This window comes from Streptomyces alkaliterrae (assembly GCF_007097205.2).
Taxonomy (GTDB): Bacteria; Actinomycetota; Actinomycetes; order Streptomycetales; family Streptomycetaceae; genus Streptomyces; species Streptomyces alkaliterrae.
Genome location: NZ_VJYK02000086.1, coordinates 1 through 18911, shown reverse-complemented (window position 1 = coordinate 18911; position 18911 = coordinate 1). Strand labels below are relative to the sequence as shown.

Sequence of the window (18911 nt, the reverse complement as noted above, 5' to 3'; positions counted from 1 at the left end):
GGGGGCACGTGGGGGCGGCTCATTCCGGTGCCCCCTCCCAGCCGCCGGAGGCGGGCCCGGCACCGGCGGCGACCGGCGTCGCGCCCCGCGCGGTCTCGGTGCGCCGGTCCGGCACGCGGGCGGCGGCCGCCGGATCACGCGCCCAGCTCGGCACCCGGCGGGGCGCCGTGGTGGCCGCCCCGGAGCCGCCGGGCGCCGGTGGCGGCGCGGCCGTGCCGGGGAGGACGGTGTCGGGCATGGTGCTGCCGGGCCCGGCGGTGCGGGGCCCGGTTGCGTCCGGCCCGGCGGGGGCCTCCGGCAGTCCCGCGCTCTCCGCGGTGCGTTCGAACGGTCGCGGCGCGCGTTCCGTCACCCGGTCCGCTCCCCCGCGCACCGGGTGACGGGACATCAGCTCCAGGTAAATGCCACGAAAAGCCGTCACGTTCTGTTCGACGGTGAAAAGCTCCGCCGCCCTCGCTCGGGCCGCCGCGCCCAGTCGGGCCCGGCGGCCGGAGTCGGCGAGCAGCGCCAGCGCGGCCTCGGCGAGCGCGCGGGGGTCGCCCGGCGGCACCACCAGCCCGGTACCGCCGATGACCTCGCGGACCGCGCCGGTGTCCGTGGAGACCGTCGCCCGGCCGCAGAACATCGCCTCCACCAGCGACGGCGGGAAGCCCTCGACGGCGCTGGAGAGCAGCACCACCGAGGCTCCCGCGTACACCTCGGCGAGGGTGGGCGCCGCCGGGCCGCCGAGCCGTTCGAACACCACCGGGGGTGGGACGGCCGGGTCGTGCGGCGGCGGGGCGAGCCGGTCGGCGAGTGCCCGGTAGTGGGCGGCGTACCCGTAGTCCCCGCCCGCGCCCGGCCGGGTCTCGACCACCAGCAGCCGGGCCGTCGGCCGGACCCGGCGGATCTCGGCGAAGGCGTGCAGCAGGTTGGCCGGGTCCTTCGCCGGGGTGAGCGGGCCGACCCAGACCAGCAGCGGGTTGGCGACGGGCTCGCCGTCGTCCTCGGGCACGTGGAGGAGGCGCGCACTGTCCATGCCCGGGTAGACCGTGCGCAGCCGCTCACGCGCCGCGCCGCAGCGGACCTGCCAGCCCCTGGTGTGGGTGTTGCCCGGGGTGATGAGGTCGGCGGTGCGGTAGGCCTCGGTGGCGAGCCGCCGTTGGAACGAGCCGAGGAGGGCGCGAACCGCCGCCGAGCCCGCGCGGGGGGCGCCGCCGGCGGGGTCGAGCAGGCCGGCCAGCCCGCTCAGGTAGTGCTCGCGCAGCCGGACGCCGTACTCGGTCAGCAGCAGCGGGGTGCCGTGCAGGCGTCTGGCGAGCAGTCCGGGCAGCGCGGCGACGCCGCCGCCCACCGCGTGGCACAGGTCGACCCGGGCGAGTCCGGTGTCCTCACCGCGCGGCGACGGGAGGTGCCAGTCCAGCGAGAGCGGACGCAGCGCGCGTTCCAGCCGCTCGGCGACGGCGAGCAGGTCGGCCACCCGGGCGGTCCGGACGGCTCGCGGTGCCCCGGGTGCCCGGCAGGCCGCCTCCAGCAGGCGGACGGTCTGCTCCGAGCAGAGCGCGGCGGTGAGGTCGCCGTACTCGGCGGCGAGGTCGGCCAGTCCGTAGAGGCCCTCGGCGAAACGGTCCTCCGCCGGTCCCCGGCCGGGCGACGCGCCCACGGCCGGGCGCCCCGCCGCGTCGGCCTCGTCCGGGGCGCAGACGGCCCGGGCCAACTCCTCGAAGTGGGCGTCGAAGCGCCGCGCGAACGCCTGCCGGCGGCCCGCCGGGCCGCCGCGTCCGCCGGTGCGGGCCGGTCGGGCGGGCCCCCACAGGCGCGCGGTGCGGACCCGCCGGACGTGGGCCGGCAGCGCCGCCCCGAGCCATCCGGCCTCCTCCTGGCGGCGGCTCCGGCTGAGCGCGTACACCTCGAACCCGTGGCCGCTCAGGCCGCGCACCAGCCGGTCGCACCACACGACCGACTCGCCGTGCGTGTACGGGTAGCCGCCTTCCGTGAGCAGTGCGACGCGCATGGGCACACCCCCGTTCTTCCGTACCGAGCCTTGAGGACGGTTCTCGACGCCACCGCCTTCGCGGCGTTGCGGGAAGAAGGTAAGCGCGCGGCCGGGGCGGGCGGCGGACGGTTGTCCGCGGCACCACCGGAAGGGGTGAACAACCGTGACTTCTGCCACCCGCGGGCGTTCGAGGTGGCAGTGTCCGCCCGGCGCCGCTCGCGGTCGTCGGGCGCGGGCCTCGGACGTCGGGCGTCAGGCCCGGGGCCGAGGGGGCGTCAGAGGTCCGGGTGCGGCCAGGGGTTGGGGCGGCAGGTCCGGTCGCCGGTGGTGAGGAACTTCGTCTGCTGCATCATCACCGGGGCGAGCGCGCCGTCGCGCGCGCACTCCACGTGGCCGTAGCCGAGCCGGTGGCCGACCTCGTGGTTGATCAGCATCTGACGGTACGCCAGGATGTTGTCCGGGCCGAACGTCTTGGCGCCGCGCGCCCACCGATAGGCGTTGATCATGATGCGCTCGGTCGCGGCGGAGTCGCAGGAGACGTTGTCCTCGGTGGTGTCGAGGCCGGACTTGGCGCACCAGTCGGCGGTCGTCCCGGGACTGGCGAGGGTCATCACGAAGTCCGCCCGGCCGGAGGAGACGCGGGAGAACGACCGCTCGCCGCCGTGCGCCCAACTGCGTTCGTCGTTCAGCGTCTTGTGCACCGCCTCGGCGAACAGCCGGGCGTCCAGCCCGAGGCCCTTCTCCACGTCCACCCGGTAGGTGTACGCGCGCCCGGACTTCGGCCCGTCCGCCGAACCGCCGACGGTGTCGAAGCGACCGGGTCCGGCGAGCTCCGGATCGAGCGCGAAGACGGCGGCCATCTTCTGCTGGTAGGTGGCCGGGCGGGTCTGCTGCTCGGGCGGCTTCCGCTCGGCCGGAGGCGGACGCTCGTCCCCGCGCGAGGTGCCGCCGTCGGCCTCGCGGGTGTCGCCCTTCTCCGCCGAAGGGGCGCGGCCGTCGTCCCGCCCGGTGGCCACCTGGCCCGCGACCAGCACCGCGAGGACGGTTGTGATCGCCGCCGCGGCGACTCCCGTCATGGTGCGGCCGCGGCGGCCGCGTGCGAAGGCGTCCTCGGTGACTTCCGGTTCCTCGGGTTCGGGCAGGCTGTCCGTCGCGGACAGCGGCGCGGTGTGCAGTTCGGCGGCGGGACGGCCCGGCGGGAGGTCGCTGCCCGGGGGCAGGTCGCCGTCCGCGGTCGGGCGGTCGAAGGCGTCCAGGTACTCCTGGCGTGGCTCGCCGGGTTCCGGGCCCGGTGCGGGGGCGGGCCGACGCGGGCCGGGCACGACCGACGCGCCGCGCGGGGCGCCGGAGGGCGGCCCGGTGGGGCGTCCGGGCGGCGGACCGTACGGGGCGCGGGGCCGCTCCGGATGGGCCGGGTGGCCGCCCCGCACGTGCTCGCCGCCCGCCCGCTCGGGGTACGGGCGTTCACGGCCGGGCTCGCCGGAGCCGGTCGGCGTGCTCGGGGTCCGCGGCCGCGGCGTGCCGGCCTCCGGGGCCCACCCGGTCTCCTCGGGGCGCCCGACCTGTTCGCGTGGCGCGGGCTGTTCGAGGTCTTCCGCGCCCTGCCGGGCGCGAGGTATGTGCGCGGTGCGACCGAAGCCCCGCCGGGGGCGGCTATGGCGTCCCACGCGTCGCCTCAACTCCTGCCCGTTCCGTCTCCGCCGACAGGCGGCGGAAGGCGTCCGCCACCACGTCCGGGTACTCCAGCATCGCCACGTGGCCGGCCTCCGGCAGCGTCAGCAGCCGGGAGTCCCGGAAGACCCGGCACGCCTTGCGGGCCATCCGGAAGGAGACCAACCGGTCACGTCGCCCGTACACCAGCAGAGTAGGGGCCAGCACCCGGGAAGCCTGTCTCCACAGGGCGTGTTGCCCGCCGACCGTGTAGGCGTCGACCACGCCGCGCGCGGAGCGGGCGAGGGAGTCCCAGAAGTGCGGCAGCGTCAGACGGCGTTCGAACTCGGCGGCGGCCAGCTCCACGGCCTCCGGGGTGACCCGGCTCGGGTCGCCGTAGCAGAGGCCGAGCAGGCCCTGGACGCGGTCGTGCGGCGTCCAGTCCCGGGTGGCGTGCCGGAAGAGGCGGATGGTGCCGGGCACGGCGAGCAGCCCGGTGGGGAGGGCGCTGCGCTGCGGCCGCAGCTCGGGCAGCGCCGGAGAGACAAGCGTGAGGCTGCGCACCAGGTCCGGGCGCAGGGCCGCGACCCGGGTGGCGATGGCGCCGCCCATCGAGTTCCCCAGGAGGTGCACCGGGCCCCGGTCCGACGCGTCCAGGAAGCGGATCACCGCTCTGCTGTGCGCACTCAGGGAGTAGTTGCCGTCCTCGGGCGGCGGGGAGTCGCCGAAACCGGGGAGGTCGACCGCCTCGCCGTCGACGGCCTCGCCGAGTTCGGCCATCAGCGGTGACCAGTTCTGCGAGGAGCCGCCGAGGCCGTGCACGTAGAGGGCGGGCGGCAGCGGGCGCCCGCCCGCCGGGGGCCGGGCGCGCACCGCGAGGCTACCGCCGGGCAGGTCGACGAACCGCAGGGTCTCCCCCTCGCCGACCCGGGAGCAGCCCGCCGGGGGGCGCTGCGCGGGCGCCGTGATGCGGCTGAGCGCGTGGTCGGTCGAAGTCATGCGGCAATGTTACGGCTTGATCACGCCGGGGGTCACGTGTGGGCGATCACAGAGTTCGGGCGATCGCCGCCGGGTATCCCTCGCGGTGACGGGCGGTGGCTTCTACGCTCGGTGGCAGAGGCCTGAGCGGCCACCGCGCCGGTGGAAGCAGCTCAAGAGGACTACCGAGGGCACGAGGAGCGTCATGCCGGTCGACCCGAGCAATCCCGACACCTACGAGGACGCCGACGACGCCGACTACGGCGTTACCGACCCCGAGGCCCCCGAGGCCGACGCCGCGGAGCAGCGGGCGGAGGTCTTGGAGAACCGCGACGCCCCGCTGAACGAGCGCGAACTGGTCGAGGTCGACCCGGCGGACGCGGCGGAGCAGGCCAGGGTGGTCGAACTCGACGAGGACGACTACCGCTGACCCAGTCCACAACGTGAGACCGACGCCGGACGCCGACGCCGGCTGGTCGGCGCCCACCTCCCCGTTACACAATTGAGCAACGGACAAACCCCCGCAGGCCGGGGCGCGTGCAGTGAAATTCTCCCCGCGCGGGGCGCGCGGTCCGGTTACCGAACCGTACGATGGCGGGCGCAGCGCACACCGCGTGCGGAATGAACCAGGGAGGCAGGCGTGAGCGCCATCGAGCAGACCGAGGCACGGCCGCGAGGTACGCGCCTGCCGCGCCGGGCCCGACGCAACCAGCTCCTCGGGGCCGCCCAGGAGGTGTTCGTCGCGCAGGGCTACCACGCGGCGGCCATGGACGACATCGCCGACCGCGCCGGCGTCAGCAAGCCGGTCCTGTACCAGCACTTCCCCGGCAAGCTCGACCTCTACATGGCCCTGCTCGACCAGCACTGCGAGGCCCTGATCCAGGCGGTCCGGGACGCGCTCGGCTCCACCACGGACAACAAGCTGCGGGTGGCGGCCACGATGGACGCCTACTTCCAGTTCGTGGAGAACGAGGGCGGCGCCTTCCGGCTGGTGTTCGAGTCGGACCTGACCAACGAGCCCGCCGTGCGCGAGCGGGTGGACAAGGTCAGCCTGGAGTGCGCGGAGGCGGTCAGCGAGGTCATCGCCGAGGACACCGACCAGCCGGCCGAGCAGGCGATGCTGCTGGCCACCGGGCTGACCGGGATGGCCCAGATCACCGCCCGCTACTGGCTCGGCTCGGGTCAGAAGATCCCCCGGGACGCGGCGGCGCAGCTCATCAGCTCGCTCGCCTGGCGCGGCATCGCCGGCTTCCCGATGCAGGAGAACGCGCAGGAGAACGCCCAGGGCGGCGACGAGTCCTGACACGGTCCTGGCCGAGTCCTGAGCCCGACCTTCCACGGCACCGGCCGGGAACACCGCCCCGCGGGGCGGTGTTCCCGGCCGGTGTTCGCTGCTGGCGTGCCGATCAAGGGCCGCCGGGCCCTCCGCTCGGGCTAATGTGGCTGCGTACAGCGCGGTTCGCCGCATTCCACTGACGGTCGGAGGGACATAGCCGTGGAGGTCAAGATCGGCGTGCAGCACGCGCCCCGCGAGCTCACTCTGGAGAGCAAGCAGACGGCCGAGGAGATCGAGGCCATCGTCGCCGAGGCGCTGACCGGGAAGACCGGGCTGCTGAGCCTGGAGGACGAGCACGGCCGCAAGGTGCTGGTGCCGGCCGACCGGCTGGCGTACGTCGACATCGGCGAGACCAAGACGCGGCGGGTGGGCTTCGGCGCCGTCTGACTCACCCGGCCCCTGAGGCCGGGAGGGCGCGGGACACCGCCACAGGCGTGACGGCGACGGCGGCCGGGAGCGAATGCTCCCGGCCGCCGTTTTGTGCGCCCACCGCGCGGGGTAGGACGGGGAACGTCCGCTCAGGTCCACTCCGTACCCCTGCGTCCTACTCACCCCACCGCACTCAACGCACTCACTCCGCAAGGCACCCGCGATCTGGAGGTCCCATGCTCGGGGAGTTGCTCGGCTCCGCGCTGATCGGTCTCGTCCTGGCGCTCGGCGCGCTGCGGATCGCCCGTGGGCGGTTCCGCGACGCACGGCTGGTGGTGGCCACGGGGGTGGTGGCCGGGGCGTTCGGCGGGCTGCTCGCCCGGGCGGTCCTCGGCCCGGGGAACCTGCTCACCTCGCTGGTGCTGGGCGGGCTGGTCGCCGCCGCGCTGCTGTCGCTGCTGCTCGACGCCGACCGGCCGACCGGCGCACGCCCCCACCCGATCCGGTGACCTCGCCCGGCTCGCGGCCCGGAGCCGCCCCCAGCCCGCGCCCGACCGTCAGGCGGCCAGGCCCAGGGCCGCCATCCGCTTGGTGTGCGCCTCGGTGATCCGGGAGAACATCCGGCCGACCTCGGCGAGGTCGAAGCCGTCGGCGACCCCGCCGACGAGCATCGTGGAGAGCGCGTCCCGGTCCGCGACGACCCGCTGGGCCTGCGACAGCGCCTCGCCCATCAGCCGTCGCGCCCACAGGGCGAGCCGCCCGCCGACCCGGGGGTCGGCCTCGATGGCGGACCGCACCCGCTCGACGGCGAAGCTCGAGTGACCGGTGTCGTCGAGCACCCCGAGCACGAGCGCGCGGGTGTCGGAGTCCAGCCGGGAGGCGACCTCCCGGTAGAAGTCGGAGGCGATCGAGTCGCCGACGTACGCCTTGATCAGTCCTTCGAGCCAGTCCGAGGGTGCCGTGAGGCGGTGGAACTCGTCGAGGGAGGCCACGAACGGCTGCATGGCCTCGGTCGGGTCGGCGTCGATCGCGGCCAGCCGCCGCGCGAGCTTCTCGTGGTGCTGGAACTCGGCCGAGGCCATCGCGGCCAGCTTCGCCTTGTCGACGAGGGTCGGGGCGAGCTTGGCGTCCTCGGCGAGGCGTTCGAAGGCGGCCAGCTCGCCGTAGGCGAGCGCGCCGAGCAGGTCGACCACGGCGTCCCGGTAGTGCGGGTCGGCCGAGGCCTCCGACCAGCTCTTCGCGGCGATTCCGGTCAGCGTCGGCTCCTGCTGCTCGGGGGTTCCCTCGGCGGGGGTGTCAGGCGTCTCCATGCCCGGCACAATAGCCCGCTTCACCTGCTGCGTCGGCCCCGCGTCGGAGGCCCGGCGCAGGGCGCCCGACGTGATGTGAGCCAATCGTCCCGGTGCGGCTGCGTGGATTGGAGGTACAGTGATATAGGCCCGTCGGAGTCGGCGGGCACGCGCATGAACGCGGATGCCCGGTCGGTAGCACGATCGGCTCCGACCAGACCGCCCTCCGCAGGTGAGGGACCGCTCGCGCGGAATGAGCGCTTGAGCGAGAGCTAGTGGTCCCGGGCCGCGTGGTGACGAACGATCCCCACGCCGGCACGGTACGACCCGCCTCGCCGCCTCGTCCCGCGTCTCACAGAAGAGGCAAGCATCCTGTCCACGACGACTTTCCGTTCCCTCGGAATCCTCGCTGAGACGGCCGAAGCACTCGAGGCCGTCGGTATCACCACCCCCTTCCCCATCCAGGAGATGACGCTTCCGGTGGCCCTCGCGGGCAAGGACGTCATCGGCCAGGCCAAGACCGGCACGGGCAAGACCCTCGGTTTCGGCCTGCCGCTGCTGGAGGCCGTGGTCGTCCCCGCCGACGTGGAGGCCGGTCGGGCGACGCCCGAGCAGCTGACCGACGCCCCGCAGGCGCTTGTGGTCGTCCCCACCCGCGAGCTGTGCCAGCAGGTCACCAACGACCTCCTCACCGCGGGCAAGGTCCGCAACGTGCGCGTCGTGTCGATCATCGGCGGCCGGCCGCAGGAGCAGCAGGTCGAGGCGCTCAACAAGGGCGTCGACATCGTCGTCGGCACCCCCGGCCGACTGCTCGACCTGGCCGGTCAGCGCAAGCTCGACCTCTCGAAGATCAAGGGCCTGGTGCTGGACGAGGCCGACGAGATGCTCGACCTCGGCTTCCTGCCGGACGTCGAGAAGATCATCGAGCGGCTGCCCGCGAAGCGCCAGACGATGCTGTTCTCCGCGACCATGCCAGGTCAGGTCATCTCGCTGGCCCGCCGCTACATGTCGCAGCCCACGCACATCCGCGCCACCTCGCCGGACGACGAGGGCAAGACGGTGGCGAACATCACCCAGCACGTCTTCCGCGCGCACTCGATGGACAAGCCGGAGATGGTCGCCCGCATCCTCCAGGCGGAGGGCCGGGGCCTGGTGATGGTCTTCACCCGCACCAAGCGCACCGCCGCCGATCTGACCGAGCAGCTCCTCCGCCGTGGCTTCGCCGCCGGCTCCGTCCACGGTGACCTCGGCCAGGGCGCCCGCGAGCAGGCGCTGCGCGCGTTCCGCAACGGCAAGGTAGACGTACTGGTGTGCACCGACGTCGCGGCCCGCGGCATCGACGTCGAGGGCGTCACGCACGTGCTGAACTACCAGACGCCGGACGATGAGAAAACCTATCTGCACCGGGTCGGCCGCACCGCCCGGGCGGGCGCCACCGGCATCGCCGTCACCCTCGTCGACTGGGACGACATCCCCCGCTGGCAGCTGATCAACAAGGCGCTCGGGCTGGACTTCCACGAGCCGGAGGAGACCTACTCCACCTCCCCGCACCTCTACGAGAAGCTGGGCATCCCCGAGGGCACCAAGGGCGTCCTGCCCAGGTCGGAGCGGACCCGCGCCGGCCTCGCCGCCGAGGAGCTCGAGGACCTGGGCGAGAGCGGACGCGGCCGGGGCAACGGCCGCAAGCGCGGCGCCGCCACCACCAACACGGCCAACGCCGCCAAGGGCGAGACCGAGCGCGCCGAGCGCCCGGCCCGCAACCGCAGCCGCCGGCGCACCCGGAGCGGACAGCCGGTCGACGCCGCGGCCGCCGTACCCGCGCAGGCCTCCGGCGCGGCCGACACCGCCGCGGCCGCCCCGGCCGCCGGTGCCGACGCCGCCGATGGCGGCCCGCGCAAGCCGCGTCGCCGCCGCCGGCGCACCCGGGGTGGCGCCGCCGCGCAGTCCGAGGGCTGATTCCGGGTAGCGTCACGGCATGAGCAAGCCGCCGACGCTGGAACTGCCCCCGGGCGCCCGCGCCCACCGCCTCGCCACCGACCGCGGTGAGTTCGCCGTGCACGACGCCGGCGAACCCGCCCGCGGCACCGCCTTGCTCGTTCCGGGTTTCACCGGGAGCAAGGAGGACTTCATCACCCTGCTCGCGCCGCTCGCCCGGGCCGGTCTGCGCGTGGTCGCCGTGGACGGCCGCGGGCAGCACGAGAGCACCGGGCCGACCGACGACGAGGCCGCCTACGCGCAGTCCGAGCTGGCTGCCGACGTTCTCGCCCTGGCCAGGGCGCTCGGCGGGCCGGTGCACCTGCTCGGCCACTCGATGGGCGGGCTGGTCAGCCGGGCGGCGGTACTGCTCGACGCGTCGCCGTTCCGCTCGCTCACCGTGATGAGCAGCGGTCCGGGCGCGGTCGCCCCCGCACAGCAGCAGCGGCTGAAGATGCTGCTCGGCGCGCTGCCGGTGATGGACATGGCCGCCGTGTGGGACGCCATGATCGAGCTGGACCCGCCGGAGGCGGCCGACGTGTCCACCCCGCCGGAGGTCTCCGCCTTCCTCCGGGAGCGCTGGATGAACACCTCCCCTGCCCAGCTGTCGGCCACCGCGCAGCAGCTGATCGCCGAACCGGACCGGGTCGAGGAACTGGCCGCCGTCGACCTGCCCAAACACGTGCTGCACGGCGCTCTCGACTACGCCTGGCCGGTGGAGGACATCGCCGAGATGGCCGACCGCCTCGGCGCGCGCCACACCATCGTCGAGGACGCCGCGCACTCCCCCGCCGTCGAGAACCCGACCGCCACCGCCCGGGCCCTGCTCGACTTCTGGGCCGCGGACCAGGGGCGTTAGCCGCCCTGGATGAAGTGGGTGACGCCGTTGGCGATCTGCTGGACGGCGATCGCCGACAGCAGCATGCCCGACAGCCGCGTCACCAGCACGACGCCGCCCTCCTTGATCACCCGGACGATCGCCAGCGAGAAGCGCATCGTCAGCCAGAGCACGACGTGGATCGCGGCGATGGCCGCCCACACCGACACCTGGCCGGCGGCGCCGTCGGCCTTCTGCACCGCGAGGATGACCGCGACGATCGCGCCGGGGCCGGCCAGCAGCGGCATGCCCAGCGGGACAAGCGCGACGTTGACCTCCTTGGTCTGCTTCGGCTCGTCGGTCTTGCCGGTCAGCAGGTCGAGGGCGACGAGCAGGAGCAGCAGGCCACCGGCGACCATCAGCGCAGGCATCGAGACGTGCAGGTAGTCGAGGATCTGCTTGCCGCAGAGGCCGAACAGGGTGATGACGCCGCCGGCGACCAGCGCGGCCTGCCAGGCCATCCGGCGCTGGACCTTCACCGGCCGGCCGGAGGTGAGGGCCAGGAAGATCGGGGTGATGCCCGGCGGGTCCATGATCACGAAAAGGGTCAGGAAGAGGGAGCCGAAGACGGCGGCGTCGAACACGGTGGTGCCTTGCGTGTGTGTGGGTGGTGCCGGCGGGGGATTCCCCGCCTCGGTATGTGGTGTGCCGGCCGGAGGGCCGGGAGGTTCAGCGGGTGACGGGCGAGGCGCCTGAGCCGCGGGCCGCGATCTCCGCGTAGACGTCCGGCGAGGTGGTGAAGTCGCCCAGCCGGCAGGTCTTGCGGTCGCCGTGGTAGTCGCTGGAGCCGGTGGCGAGCAGACCGAGGTCGTGGGCGAGGCCGTGCAGCCGGGCCCGGGTGGTCGCGTCGTGGTCCATGTGGTCGGCCTCGATGCCGTCGAGACCGGCGGCGGCGAGTTCGGCGATCGTGCTCTCGGGCACGACCTGGCCGCGTTTGACCGCCCTCGGGTGGGCGAATACCGCGACGCCGCCGGCGTTCTTGATCAGCCGGACGGCGGTGAACGGGTCGAGCTCGTGCTTGTTCACGTACGCCCGGCCGTCGTCGGCGATCCAGTCGGCGGTGAAGGCCTGCGAGACGTCGTCGATCACACCGGCCTCCACCATCGCCGTGGCGATGTGCGGGCGGCCGATGGAGCCGTCCGCGGCGATGTCCAGCACCCGCTCCCAGGTGATCGGCACGCCCATCTCCCGCAGTCGGCCGACCATCGCCCGCGCGCGGGGCACCCGGTCGTCCCTGACGAGCTCCCGCTCGCGGGCGAGCTCCGGTTCCGCCGGGTCGAAGAGGTAGCCGAGCATGTGCAGGCCGACACCGTCCAGCCGGCAGGAGAACTCCGTGCCGGTGACCAGCGTCAGACCGGTCGGCAGCGCCGCGATCGCCTCGTCGTGGCCCGCGACGGTGTCGTGGTCGGTGAGCGCGACCACGTCGAGACCGGCGGCGGCCGCCTTGGCCACGAGCTCGGCCGGGGTGTCCGTGCCGTCGGAAGCCGTGGAGTGGGTGTGCAGGTCGATGCGCACGGCGGACTCCGGGCTCGGGGGCGGGGACGGCAGAAGTCTAACCGCCGACCGCCGGCCGGTCAGTCCAGCAGGCGTGGGGAGAGGGCGCCGCAGGGCAGGAGCTCCATCTCGGAGCCGGCCTCGCGCAGATCGGTCAGTATCAGCTCGTCGTAGAGCAGCAGACCGGACTCCATGGGCCACACGACCGCCCACAGCCACAGTCCGCGCGCCTCGCCCGCGAACGCCGCCCGGTCCTCCGGCACTCCGTCCAGCTGCCACAGCGGCGTGGGGCGGCCGGCCGCGTACACCTTGGTCTGCGGCGGCTTGCCGAGCGACAGATGCGGGCCCGGGTCCGGGCCGGGAATACCGGCGAAGCGGGCGCCGAGCCCGACGCCCAGCTCCTCGGCGATCAGCAGCATCTCGCCCGGGCCGCTGAGCGGGCCGGGGCCCGAGCAGGCGACCGCCGTGGCCCGGCCGCCGCTGCGGTCGTCCCCGGCCGAGGCGACCCCGCTGAACAGCCAGTTGACCGGAAGCGGCCAGGGCATCCACACCGGCACCCGCGCGCGGTTCACCACCACGCCCAGCGCCTCCACGCTGGGCGGCACCACGGGCTGCAACGGGTAGACCGGGCCGTGCACGTCGCACTGCCAGGAGTCGGAGAAGAGGCCGGGCGCCCTGACCCGGCTACCGCACTTCGGGCAACTGGGTTCGCCCCTCATGTCGACTTACGGTCCTACCAGACGGCGACTTCGTCAAGGACGATCACCCGGTCAGGGGTACCGTCCCGCGTCCCGGGTCACGTAGGTCGGTGCCTTGGTCGAGCCAGCGCTGCTCCAGGGCCTGCGCGCCGTGCACCCGCTTCCACGCCGCCTCGTTGGGCGTCATCGGCAGCAGCGGCAGGAAGCGGACCGGGTCCTTGGGGTCGGGCAGTTCCAGGTCGGGCACCACACCGCCCGGCTCGGCCACCAGGACGGAGGTGAACGGCGCCCCGGGCCACAGCGGTTCACCGACGTCCAGCGACGCGCCGGGCGCCACCACGACGCCCTCCACCTGAGGTGAGGCCGCCAGCACCGCCAGCGGCCGCAGCACCTTGTCCACCTCCGGGACGGGACCGCCGGCCCGGGTGAGCGGACGGACCGCCAGCAGCAGCTCGGCGCGCGGCCCGCGTTCGGGGTCGGCGACCGGCGCGGTGGGGTCGGTCATCGGCGCGCCGGACATGCCGAGCGTCGCGTACCGCACGACCGGCCCCTGGGGGGTGTCGGCGGTGAAGCGCAGCACCTCGACGCGGTCGGCGCCGAGGAAGGTCACCGCCGCCCGGGCGTCGGGCTCGCCGAGCTCGGCGGTCAGGTGGGCCTCCACCAGTTCGAGTACGCGGCTCATGCGGCGAGTCTACGCACCGGTAGCCGTCCGCCCTCCGGTCCGGGCCCGGGCCGTCGGGGGGCCGCGCGGTAGGGTCGGCGCATGACCGAGACCGCCGCGCAGCCGCTGTTCTCCCAGGCCCTGATCGAGGAGTCGGCCAAGAAGTCCGCGCTGGTGTGGGTGCGGGGCGCCCGCGGCCCGGCGCGCGCCCTGTGGCACGCCTGGCACGACGGCGCGGTCTGTGTGGTGACCGGGCCCGGCGAGCAGCCCGTCGACGGCCTCGAACTCGTCGACGGCGGCACCGCGACCGTCACCGCGCGCAGCAAGGACAAGGGCGGGCGGCTGGTGGTCTGGCCGGCCAGGGTGGTCGAGCTCGCGCCCGGCGGCGAGGCGTGGACGGCGGCCGCGGAGGAGCTGAAGGCCAAGCGGCTCAACGCCCCGGACACCGCGACGCTGACCGAGCGGTGGGCCGCCGAGTGCCGGGTACTGCGGCTCGAACCGTCCGGCGCGCCCAGCCAGGAGCCCGGCGCCATGCCCCGGGAGTCGACGGACGCGGCGCCGCTGCCGACCCCGGCGACCACCCGGCGCGCCCAGCCCCAGGCCCTCCCCCGGCTGCTCCGCGCCGCCGCCCGCCGCCGCTCCGGGCGCTGAACCCGGCACATCGGCCCCGGCGGCAGCCCCGGCGTCAGCCCTGGTTCAGGGTGGTCTGGGAGCCGTGGTCGACGATCTGCTCCTTCTTCGGGACCCGGAGGGCGAAGGCCTTGTTCCACTCGGCCATCTCCACCACGCCCGCGTCGCCGCCGCGTTCCAGCCGCAGCGGGTAGGGCGTGCCGACGAGGGAGACGTCCAGCTTCCCGCCGCGGCCGCCGCCGGCCAGCACCTGGATGGTCCGCACGCCGCCGACCTCGCGGCGCTCGCCCGTCTCCCGCCGGCCCTCCAACGACAGCAGTCCGTCCAGCAGCACCTTCATGTCGGTGAAGCCGCTGAGCTGCTTGTAGGAGGGGTCGTCCGGCGGCACCCGCACGTACTTGCCCTCCAGCTTGCGGGCGGCCTCCTTGTCGGAGGCGCTCGGCTCACCGTCCTTGTCCTGGTGGACCCAGAAGTCGGCGTCCGCCTTCAGGAACAGCTCCTCCGCCACGCGCAGCAGCTCGAAGCGCGGCCCGCCCTTGGTGGAGACCTCGCCGACGCCGCCGTCCGACTTGAGCCGCATGTCGAGGCGGTAGGTGCTGTCCTGGCCGGCCACACTGCCGGAGAGCCGGACGGCCTGCGCGGACTCGGCGGCCTTGCGGGCCCGCTGCTCGATGGTCTTCGCGGCGAGCTTGCCGACGCCGTTGGTGCCCTCGTCCGGGTCCACCTCGGGGGCGCCGCAGCCCGTGACCGCGCCCGCCAGCACCAGCAGGCCCAGCAGCGCCGCGCGGAACGCCGGGCCGCCCCGCCGCGGAAGGCCGGTCCGGTGCGGGGTCCGTCGACGGGCGCTGGCTGTCACTTCGGCTCGTCCTCCGTAGGGTCGCGTCGAAACCGGACCGCGGCGTTCACTGACCGCGAGCGGGCCGGAGCAACCGCACCCTACCGTTTTGCGTCACGGGCACCTCCTCGCAGTCCCACCCGGAGCCGTACCATCGACCTATGGCTACCGACACGTACGGATCCGCGCCCAGCGAGGACGCGGTTCTCACCGCTCTCGGGACGGTGAACGACCCGGAGATCAATCGCCCGATCACCGAGCTTGGCATGGTCAAATCGGTGGATATCGCGGAGGACGGCTCCGTCGCTGTCGTGGTTTACCTCACGGTCTCCGGTTGCCCGATGCGGGAGACCATCACCTCCCGGGTGACCGACGCGGTGCGGGGTGTGGCCGGGGTCACCGGCGTCAGCGTCGAGTTGGACGTGATGAGCGACGAGCAGCGCCGCGAGCTGGCCAACACGCTGCGCGGCGGCAAGACCGAGCGCGAAGTGCCGTTCGCCCAGCCGAACTCGCTGACCCGGGTGTACTGCGTTGCCTCCGGCAAGGGCGGCGTCGGCAAGTCGTCGGTGACCGTCAACCTCGCCGCGGCGATGGCCGCCGACGGGCTGAAGGTCGGCGTGGTGGACGCCGACATCTACGGCCACTCCGTGCCCCGGATGCTGGGCGCCGAGGGCCGGCCCACCCAGGTCGAGGACATGATCATGCCGCCGGCGGCCAACGGCGTGAAGGTCATCTCCATCGGCATGTTCACCCCTGGCAACGCGCCCGTGGTGTGGCGCGGGCCGATGCTGCACCGTGCGCTCCAGCAGTTCCTCGCGGACGTGTACTGGGGTGATCTGGACGTGCTGCTGCTCGACCTGCCGCCGGGCACCGGCGACATCGCGATCTCCGTCGCCCAGCTCATCCCGAACGCCGAGATCCTGGTCGTCACCACCCCGCAGCAGGCCGCGGCCGAGGTCGCCGAGCGCGCCGGCTCCATCGCCGTGCAGACCCATCAGAAGATCGTCGGCGTGGTCGAGAACATGGCGGGCCTGCCCTGCCCGCACTGCGACGAGATGGTCGACGTCTTCGGCACCGGCGGCGGCGAGCGGGTCGCCGAGGGGCTGTCCCGCACGACCGGCACCCAGGTGCCGGTGCTCGGCAGCATCCCGATCGACGTCCGGCTCCGGGAGGGCGGCGACGAGGGCAAGCCTGTCGTGCTGACCGACCCCGAGTCGCCGGCCGGCGCCGCGATCCGCTCGATCGCCGGCAAGCTGGGCGGCCGTCAGCGCGGCCTCCAGGGCATGTCGCTGGGTCTGACACCGCGCAACAAGTTCTGAGCGTCTCGCCGACCCGCGCGTGGCCGTACCGTCACCCGCGCCCCTCGTGGGGCGCGGGTGACGTCGTCTTTGGGGTCAGTCGGCGTAGTCGGCCAGGTCGGGCACCTGGCTGAAGCCGAGGCCGTAGGCGCTCATCCCGCGCCCGTAGGCGCCGAGGTGGACGTAGCTCTCGGCCGAGCCGGCCAGCACCCAGCCGTACTCGGACTCCCGGTAGTGGAAGTCCACCGGCACGCCGTCGACCGGCAGGGACAGCGTGCTCCAGCCGTCCCCGCCCAGGTTGTCGGCGAGGTCCCAGGCGATGTCCGTCTGCTGCTCCAGCCAGTCCTGCCGCAGGGAGCGTTCCATCTGCACCGGCCAGGTGCAGGACAGCAGGCCGGAACCGGCCAGCCAGGCCGCCGAGGAGCCGCTGGTTGCCTCCAGGACGCCGGTCCCGTCGGCGCTGCGGCGCAGCGGGCGGGCGGCGACCGTCACCACGACGGCGAAGCGCCGGCTCATCTGGTCGGACTCGCAGCGCAGGGACGGCTGGTCGCCGTGGCCGAGCGCGCCGTGCTCCACGGTGCCGTCCGCGCCGGCACCCACCTGCATCAGCCAGCGGCGGCCGCCGAAGGCCTCGTCCAGGCCGTACCAGGGGAAGCCGGCCGTGCCCGCGAGCTCGGCCAGCTCGGCGTCCCCGGTCGAGTGCTCCCCGTTCTCACCTGGCCGGGGAGCGGACCGGTCAGTGACGGCCGCGGGCGGCGTGGCCCGACTTGTCGTCTCCATGTGCGCAGAAGCCTCCTTGCGTCCCCGTTGTCACGGCCGGGCACCACGGCGGCACACCGCGTGTGGTGCGCCGCGCACGGCTCGACCCCGGACACAGGGAGGATAGCCACCCCGAGGCCCAACAGTGGGCAGGTCGGACACAACGGTGGGGGCGCACGGGCGCTCTCCGTCCGCCGCGAGGGAGACGGTGAGTGGCCCCCGAGTGCTCAGGTGGCGTCGGGGTCGAAGGCGGCGGTGGGGGGCTGGGGGCGCTTGGTGAGGTCCGCCCTGGGCGTGCCGTTGGCCGCCGTCGCCGCTCCGTCGGCCGCCGGGAGTTCCGGCTTGCGCAGGACGTCCGGGGTGCCGTCGGCCTGCCGGCCGACGCCGTTGACCGCGTCCGTCACCTCCGACAGCTCCTTGCGGAGGTCCAGGCTCTCCCGGATCTCCTTCAGCTCCTTCAGGCCGAGGTCGTCCCGGTCCATCAGGTGCTTCTGCGCGAACCGCTTGGGGTGGAGGTCCTGGAACTCGAAGTCCTTGAACTCCGGACCGAGTTCCTTGCGGATGTCGTCCCGGGCGCTGTCGGAGAAGGAGCGGACCTTGCGGATGAAGGAGACGACGTCCGAGATCACCTTCGGCAGCTTCTCCGGGCCGAAGAGCAGCATGCCCAGCACGATGAGCACCAGAAGCTCCATGGCTCCAAAATCGAAGATCACGCTGCTGCTCCCTCGGGTTCTGCGTGTCGGGGCGGGGCGGAGGTCCAGACCGCAACGGTACCTGGCGCCGCCGCGCGACCGGGAGTGAGCCGGGAGGAGTTCAACAAGGCTTTGCCCGGCTCACGCCGGTCCTCCGGGGCGTCCGAAGCTGTCCGGTGTGCCACGGGTCACTCCCGGCCGGCCGTGCCGAGCGTCACCGTGACCTTGCGCTCCTTGCCGTTCCGTTCGACCGTCAGCTCCAGTTTGTCCCCGGGGCGGTGGCTGCGGATGCGCACGATCAGCTCCTCGCCGTTGCGCACCCGGGCGCCGTCGACGGCGGTGATCAGGTCGCCGTCCCTGATGCCGGCCTTGTCCGCCGGGCCGCCGCGCACCACGCCGGGGCGGTCGTCGTCGCCGCCGACCCGCGCGCCGTCCTCGCTGCGGTCGGTCATGTCCACGCTGACGCCGATGACCGGGTGGGTGGCGCTGCCGGTGTTGATCAGCTCCTCGGCGACCCGCTTGGCCTGGTTCACCGGTATGGCGAAGCCGAGGCCGACCGAGCCGGCCTGGCCGTCGTCGGCGCCGCGCCCGCTGCGGATCGCGCTGTTGACGCCGATCACCCGGCCCTTGGTGTCCACCAGCGGGCCGCCGGAGTTGCCCGGGTTGATGGGCGCGTCCGTCTGCAGCGCGTTGACGTAGCTGACGTCCGTGTCTGCGCCCCTGCCGCCCGCCGTGATCGGGCGCTCCTTGGCGCTGATGATGCCGGTCGTGACGGTGCCCGCGAGGTCGAACGGCGAGCCGATCGCCACCACCGGGTCGCCGACCCGCACGGAGTCGGAGTTTCCCAGCGGCAGCGGGCGCAGGCCGGACACGCCGTCGACCTTCACCACCGCCAGGTCGTAGCCGCCGTCGCCACCCACCAGCCGGCCGTTGACCCGCTCACCGCTGTTGAAGGTGACGACGATCCGGCCGCCCCGGGCGGCCGGGCTGACGACGTGGTGGTTGGTGAGGATGTGGCCGCGGTCGTCCAGGACGAATCCGGTGCCCGTGCCCTGGGCCCCGGCGCCTCGGACATGCAGCGTGACGACGCCGGGCAGCGTCGCGGAGGCGATGCCGGCCACGCTGTCGGCGGGGCGCTCCGGGCTCTCGGGGTCGGCCTGCGGCAGCGTCACCCCGACCAGGCCGCCGGTCCGCTCCACGTACATGCCGACCGCGCCGCCGACACAGCCCGCGAGCAGCGCGACCAGCAGTGCGCCGACGACGATCAGCCGACGCCGGGGCACGACCTCCACGATCCGCACCTCGCCCCCGGGCGGGACGCCGGGCACCGCCCACGGGTCGTAACGTCCGCCTCCGCCGGTCGCGCCGGGGGGCGCGGGCGGGTGCGGCGCCGACC

Annotated in this window: 19 protein-coding genes and 1 pseudogene; 8 read left to right on the top strand and 12 right to left on the bottom strand. The window is 74.1% G+C overall.

All coding sequences use genetic code 11. From position 1 onward, the window contains the following. Positions 1–19: 19 nt before the first annotated feature. The 3 genes from FNX44_RS10845 to FNX44_RS10835 all read right to left on the bottom strand — a co-directional run bounded on the left by FNX44_RS10845 (position 20) and on the right by FNX44_RS10835 (position 4624). Positions 20–1993, bottom strand: a complete 1974-nt coding sequence (locus FNX44_RS10845; protein ID WP_143647830.1) for a DUF3492 domain-containing protein — start codon at positions 1991–1993, stop codon at positions 20–22. A gap of 257 nt (positions 1994–2250) precedes the next feature. Next, entirely contained in the window at positions 2251–3642 is a 1392-nt protein-coding gene (locus FNX44_RS29685) for a DUF3152 domain-containing protein (RefSeq protein WP_323369215.1), read from the bottom strand. Further along, positions 3629–4624, bottom strand: a complete 996-nt coding sequence (locus tag FNX44_RS10835) for an alpha/beta fold hydrolase (RefSeq protein ID WP_143647829.1) — start codon at positions 4622–4624, stop codon at positions 3629–3631. Before FNX44_RS10835 ends, FNX44_RS29685 begins: the two co-directional genes overlap by 14 nt. Positions 4625–4808: 184 nt before the next feature. Between FNX44_RS10835 and FNX44_RS10830 the strand changes: the two genes are divergently transcribed. The 4 genes from FNX44_RS10830 to FNX44_RS10815 all read left to right on the top strand — a co-directional run bounded on the left by FNX44_RS10830 (position 4809) and on the right by FNX44_RS10815 (position 6817). Continuing rightward, positions 4809–5033, top strand: a complete 225-nt coding sequence (locus FNX44_RS10830) for a hypothetical protein (protein WP_143647828.1) — start codon at positions 4809–4811, stop codon at positions 5031–5033. A 210-nt stretch (positions 5034–5243) separates the two neighbouring features. Then, positions 5244–5906: a TetR/AcrR family transcriptional regulator gene (locus FNX44_RS10825; protein ID WP_143647827.1), complete on the top strand. Its 663-nt coding sequence runs from the start codon at positions 5244–5246 to the stop codon at positions 5904–5906. Between the two features lie 192 nt (positions 5907–6098). Next, positions 6099–6326: a DUF3107 domain-containing protein gene (locus tag FNX44_RS10820; RefSeq protein WP_181355857.1), complete on the top strand. Its 228-nt coding sequence runs from the start codon at positions 6099–6101 to the stop codon at positions 6324–6326. Positions 6327–6544: 218 nt separating this feature from the next. Then, entirely contained in the window at positions 6545–6817 is a 273-nt protein-coding gene (locus FNX44_RS10815; protein WP_143647825.1) for a hypothetical protein, read from the top strand. Between the two features lie 48 nt (positions 6818–6865). Here FNX44_RS10815 and FNX44_RS10810 read toward each other — a convergent pair whose 3' ends face one another. Then, a complete protein-coding gene (locus FNX44_RS10810) occupies positions 6866–7618 on the bottom strand; it encodes a ferritin-like fold-containing protein (protein WP_143647824.1) in 753 nt (250 codons plus the stop codon). A 348-nt stretch (positions 7619–7966) separates the two neighbouring features. On the opposite strand from FNX44_RS10810, the pseudogene FNX44_RS10805 reads away from it, so the two are divergent. Further along, positions 7967–9538 (top strand): annotated as a pseudogene (locus FNX44_RS10805) (DEAD/DEAH box helicase); the annotation flags it as partial. Positions 9539–9572: 34 nt separating this feature from the next. Beyond that, complete coding sequence (locus FNX44_RS10800) at positions 9573–10430, top strand: alpha/beta fold hydrolase (RefSeq protein ID WP_143647822.1); 858 nt, start codon at positions 9573–9575, stop codon at positions 10428–10430. Here the strand turns inward: FNX44_RS10800 and FNX44_RS10795 are convergent. From FNX44_RS10795 to FNX44_RS10780, 4 genes are all read right to left on the bottom strand, one after another. After that, complete coding sequence (locus FNX44_RS10795) at positions 10427–11032, bottom strand: MarC family protein (RefSeq protein ID WP_143647821.1); 606 nt, start codon at positions 11030–11032, stop codon at positions 10427–10429. The two genes, FNX44_RS10800 and FNX44_RS10795, sit on opposite strands and share 4 nt — an antisense overlap. Before the next feature lie 85 nt (positions 11033–11117). After that, complete coding sequence (locus tag FNX44_RS10790) at positions 11118–11963, bottom strand: PHP domain-containing protein (RefSeq protein WP_143647820.1); 846 nt, start codon at positions 11961–11963, stop codon at positions 11118–11120. A 59-nt stretch (positions 11964–12022) separates the two neighbouring features. Then, positions 12023–12661 (bottom strand): DUF6758 family protein, encoded by a 639-nt coding sequence (locus tag FNX44_RS10785; RefSeq protein ID WP_143647819.1) that lies wholly within the window; start codon positions 12659–12661, stop codon positions 12023–12025. 43 nt (positions 12662–12704) lie between these two features. Next, entirely contained in the window at positions 12705–13322 is a 618-nt protein-coding gene (locus FNX44_RS10780) for a suppressor of fused domain protein (RefSeq protein WP_143647818.1), read from the bottom strand. Between the two features lie 81 nt (positions 13323–13403). Here FNX44_RS10780 and FNX44_RS10775 point away from each other — a divergent pair, with 81 nt between their 5' ends. Then, on the top strand, positions 13404–13952 hold the full coding sequence (locus FNX44_RS10775) for a hypothetical protein (protein ID WP_143647817.1): 549 nt from the start codon (positions 13404–13406) through the stop codon (positions 13950–13952). Between the two features lie 34 nt (positions 13953–13986). Here FNX44_RS10775 and FNX44_RS10770 read toward each other — a convergent pair whose 3' ends face one another. Next, on the bottom strand, positions 13987–14787 hold the full coding sequence (locus FNX44_RS10770) for a hypothetical protein (protein WP_323369212.1): 801 nt from the start codon (positions 14785–14787) through the stop codon (positions 13987–13989). 140 nt (positions 14788–14927) lie between these two features. Between FNX44_RS10770 and FNX44_RS10765 the strand changes: the two genes are divergently transcribed. Continuing rightward, positions 14928–16085 (top strand): Mrp/NBP35 family ATP-binding protein, encoded by a 1158-nt coding sequence (locus tag FNX44_RS10765; protein WP_143647816.1) that lies wholly within the window; start codon positions 14928–14930, stop codon positions 16083–16085. Between the two features lie 75 nt (positions 16086–16160). On the opposite strand, the gene FNX44_RS10760 is transcribed toward FNX44_RS10765, so the two are convergent. The 3 genes from FNX44_RS10760 to FNX44_RS10750 all read right to left on the bottom strand — a co-directional run. Further along, on the bottom strand, positions 16161–16844 hold the full coding sequence (locus FNX44_RS10760) for a hypothetical protein (RefSeq protein WP_143647815.1): 684 nt from the start codon (positions 16842–16844) through the stop codon (positions 16161–16163). A gap of 206 nt (positions 16845–17050) precedes the next feature. Continuing rightward, on the bottom strand, positions 17051–17536 hold the full coding sequence (locus tag FNX44_RS10755; RefSeq protein WP_143647814.1) for a sec-independent translocase: 486 nt from the start codon (positions 17534–17536) through the stop codon (positions 17051–17053). Between the two features lie 167 nt (positions 17537–17703). Beyond that, a partial coding sequence (locus FNX44_RS10750; protein WP_143647813.1) for a S1C family serine protease occupies positions 17704–18911 on the bottom strand: 1208 nt, incomplete at its 5' end.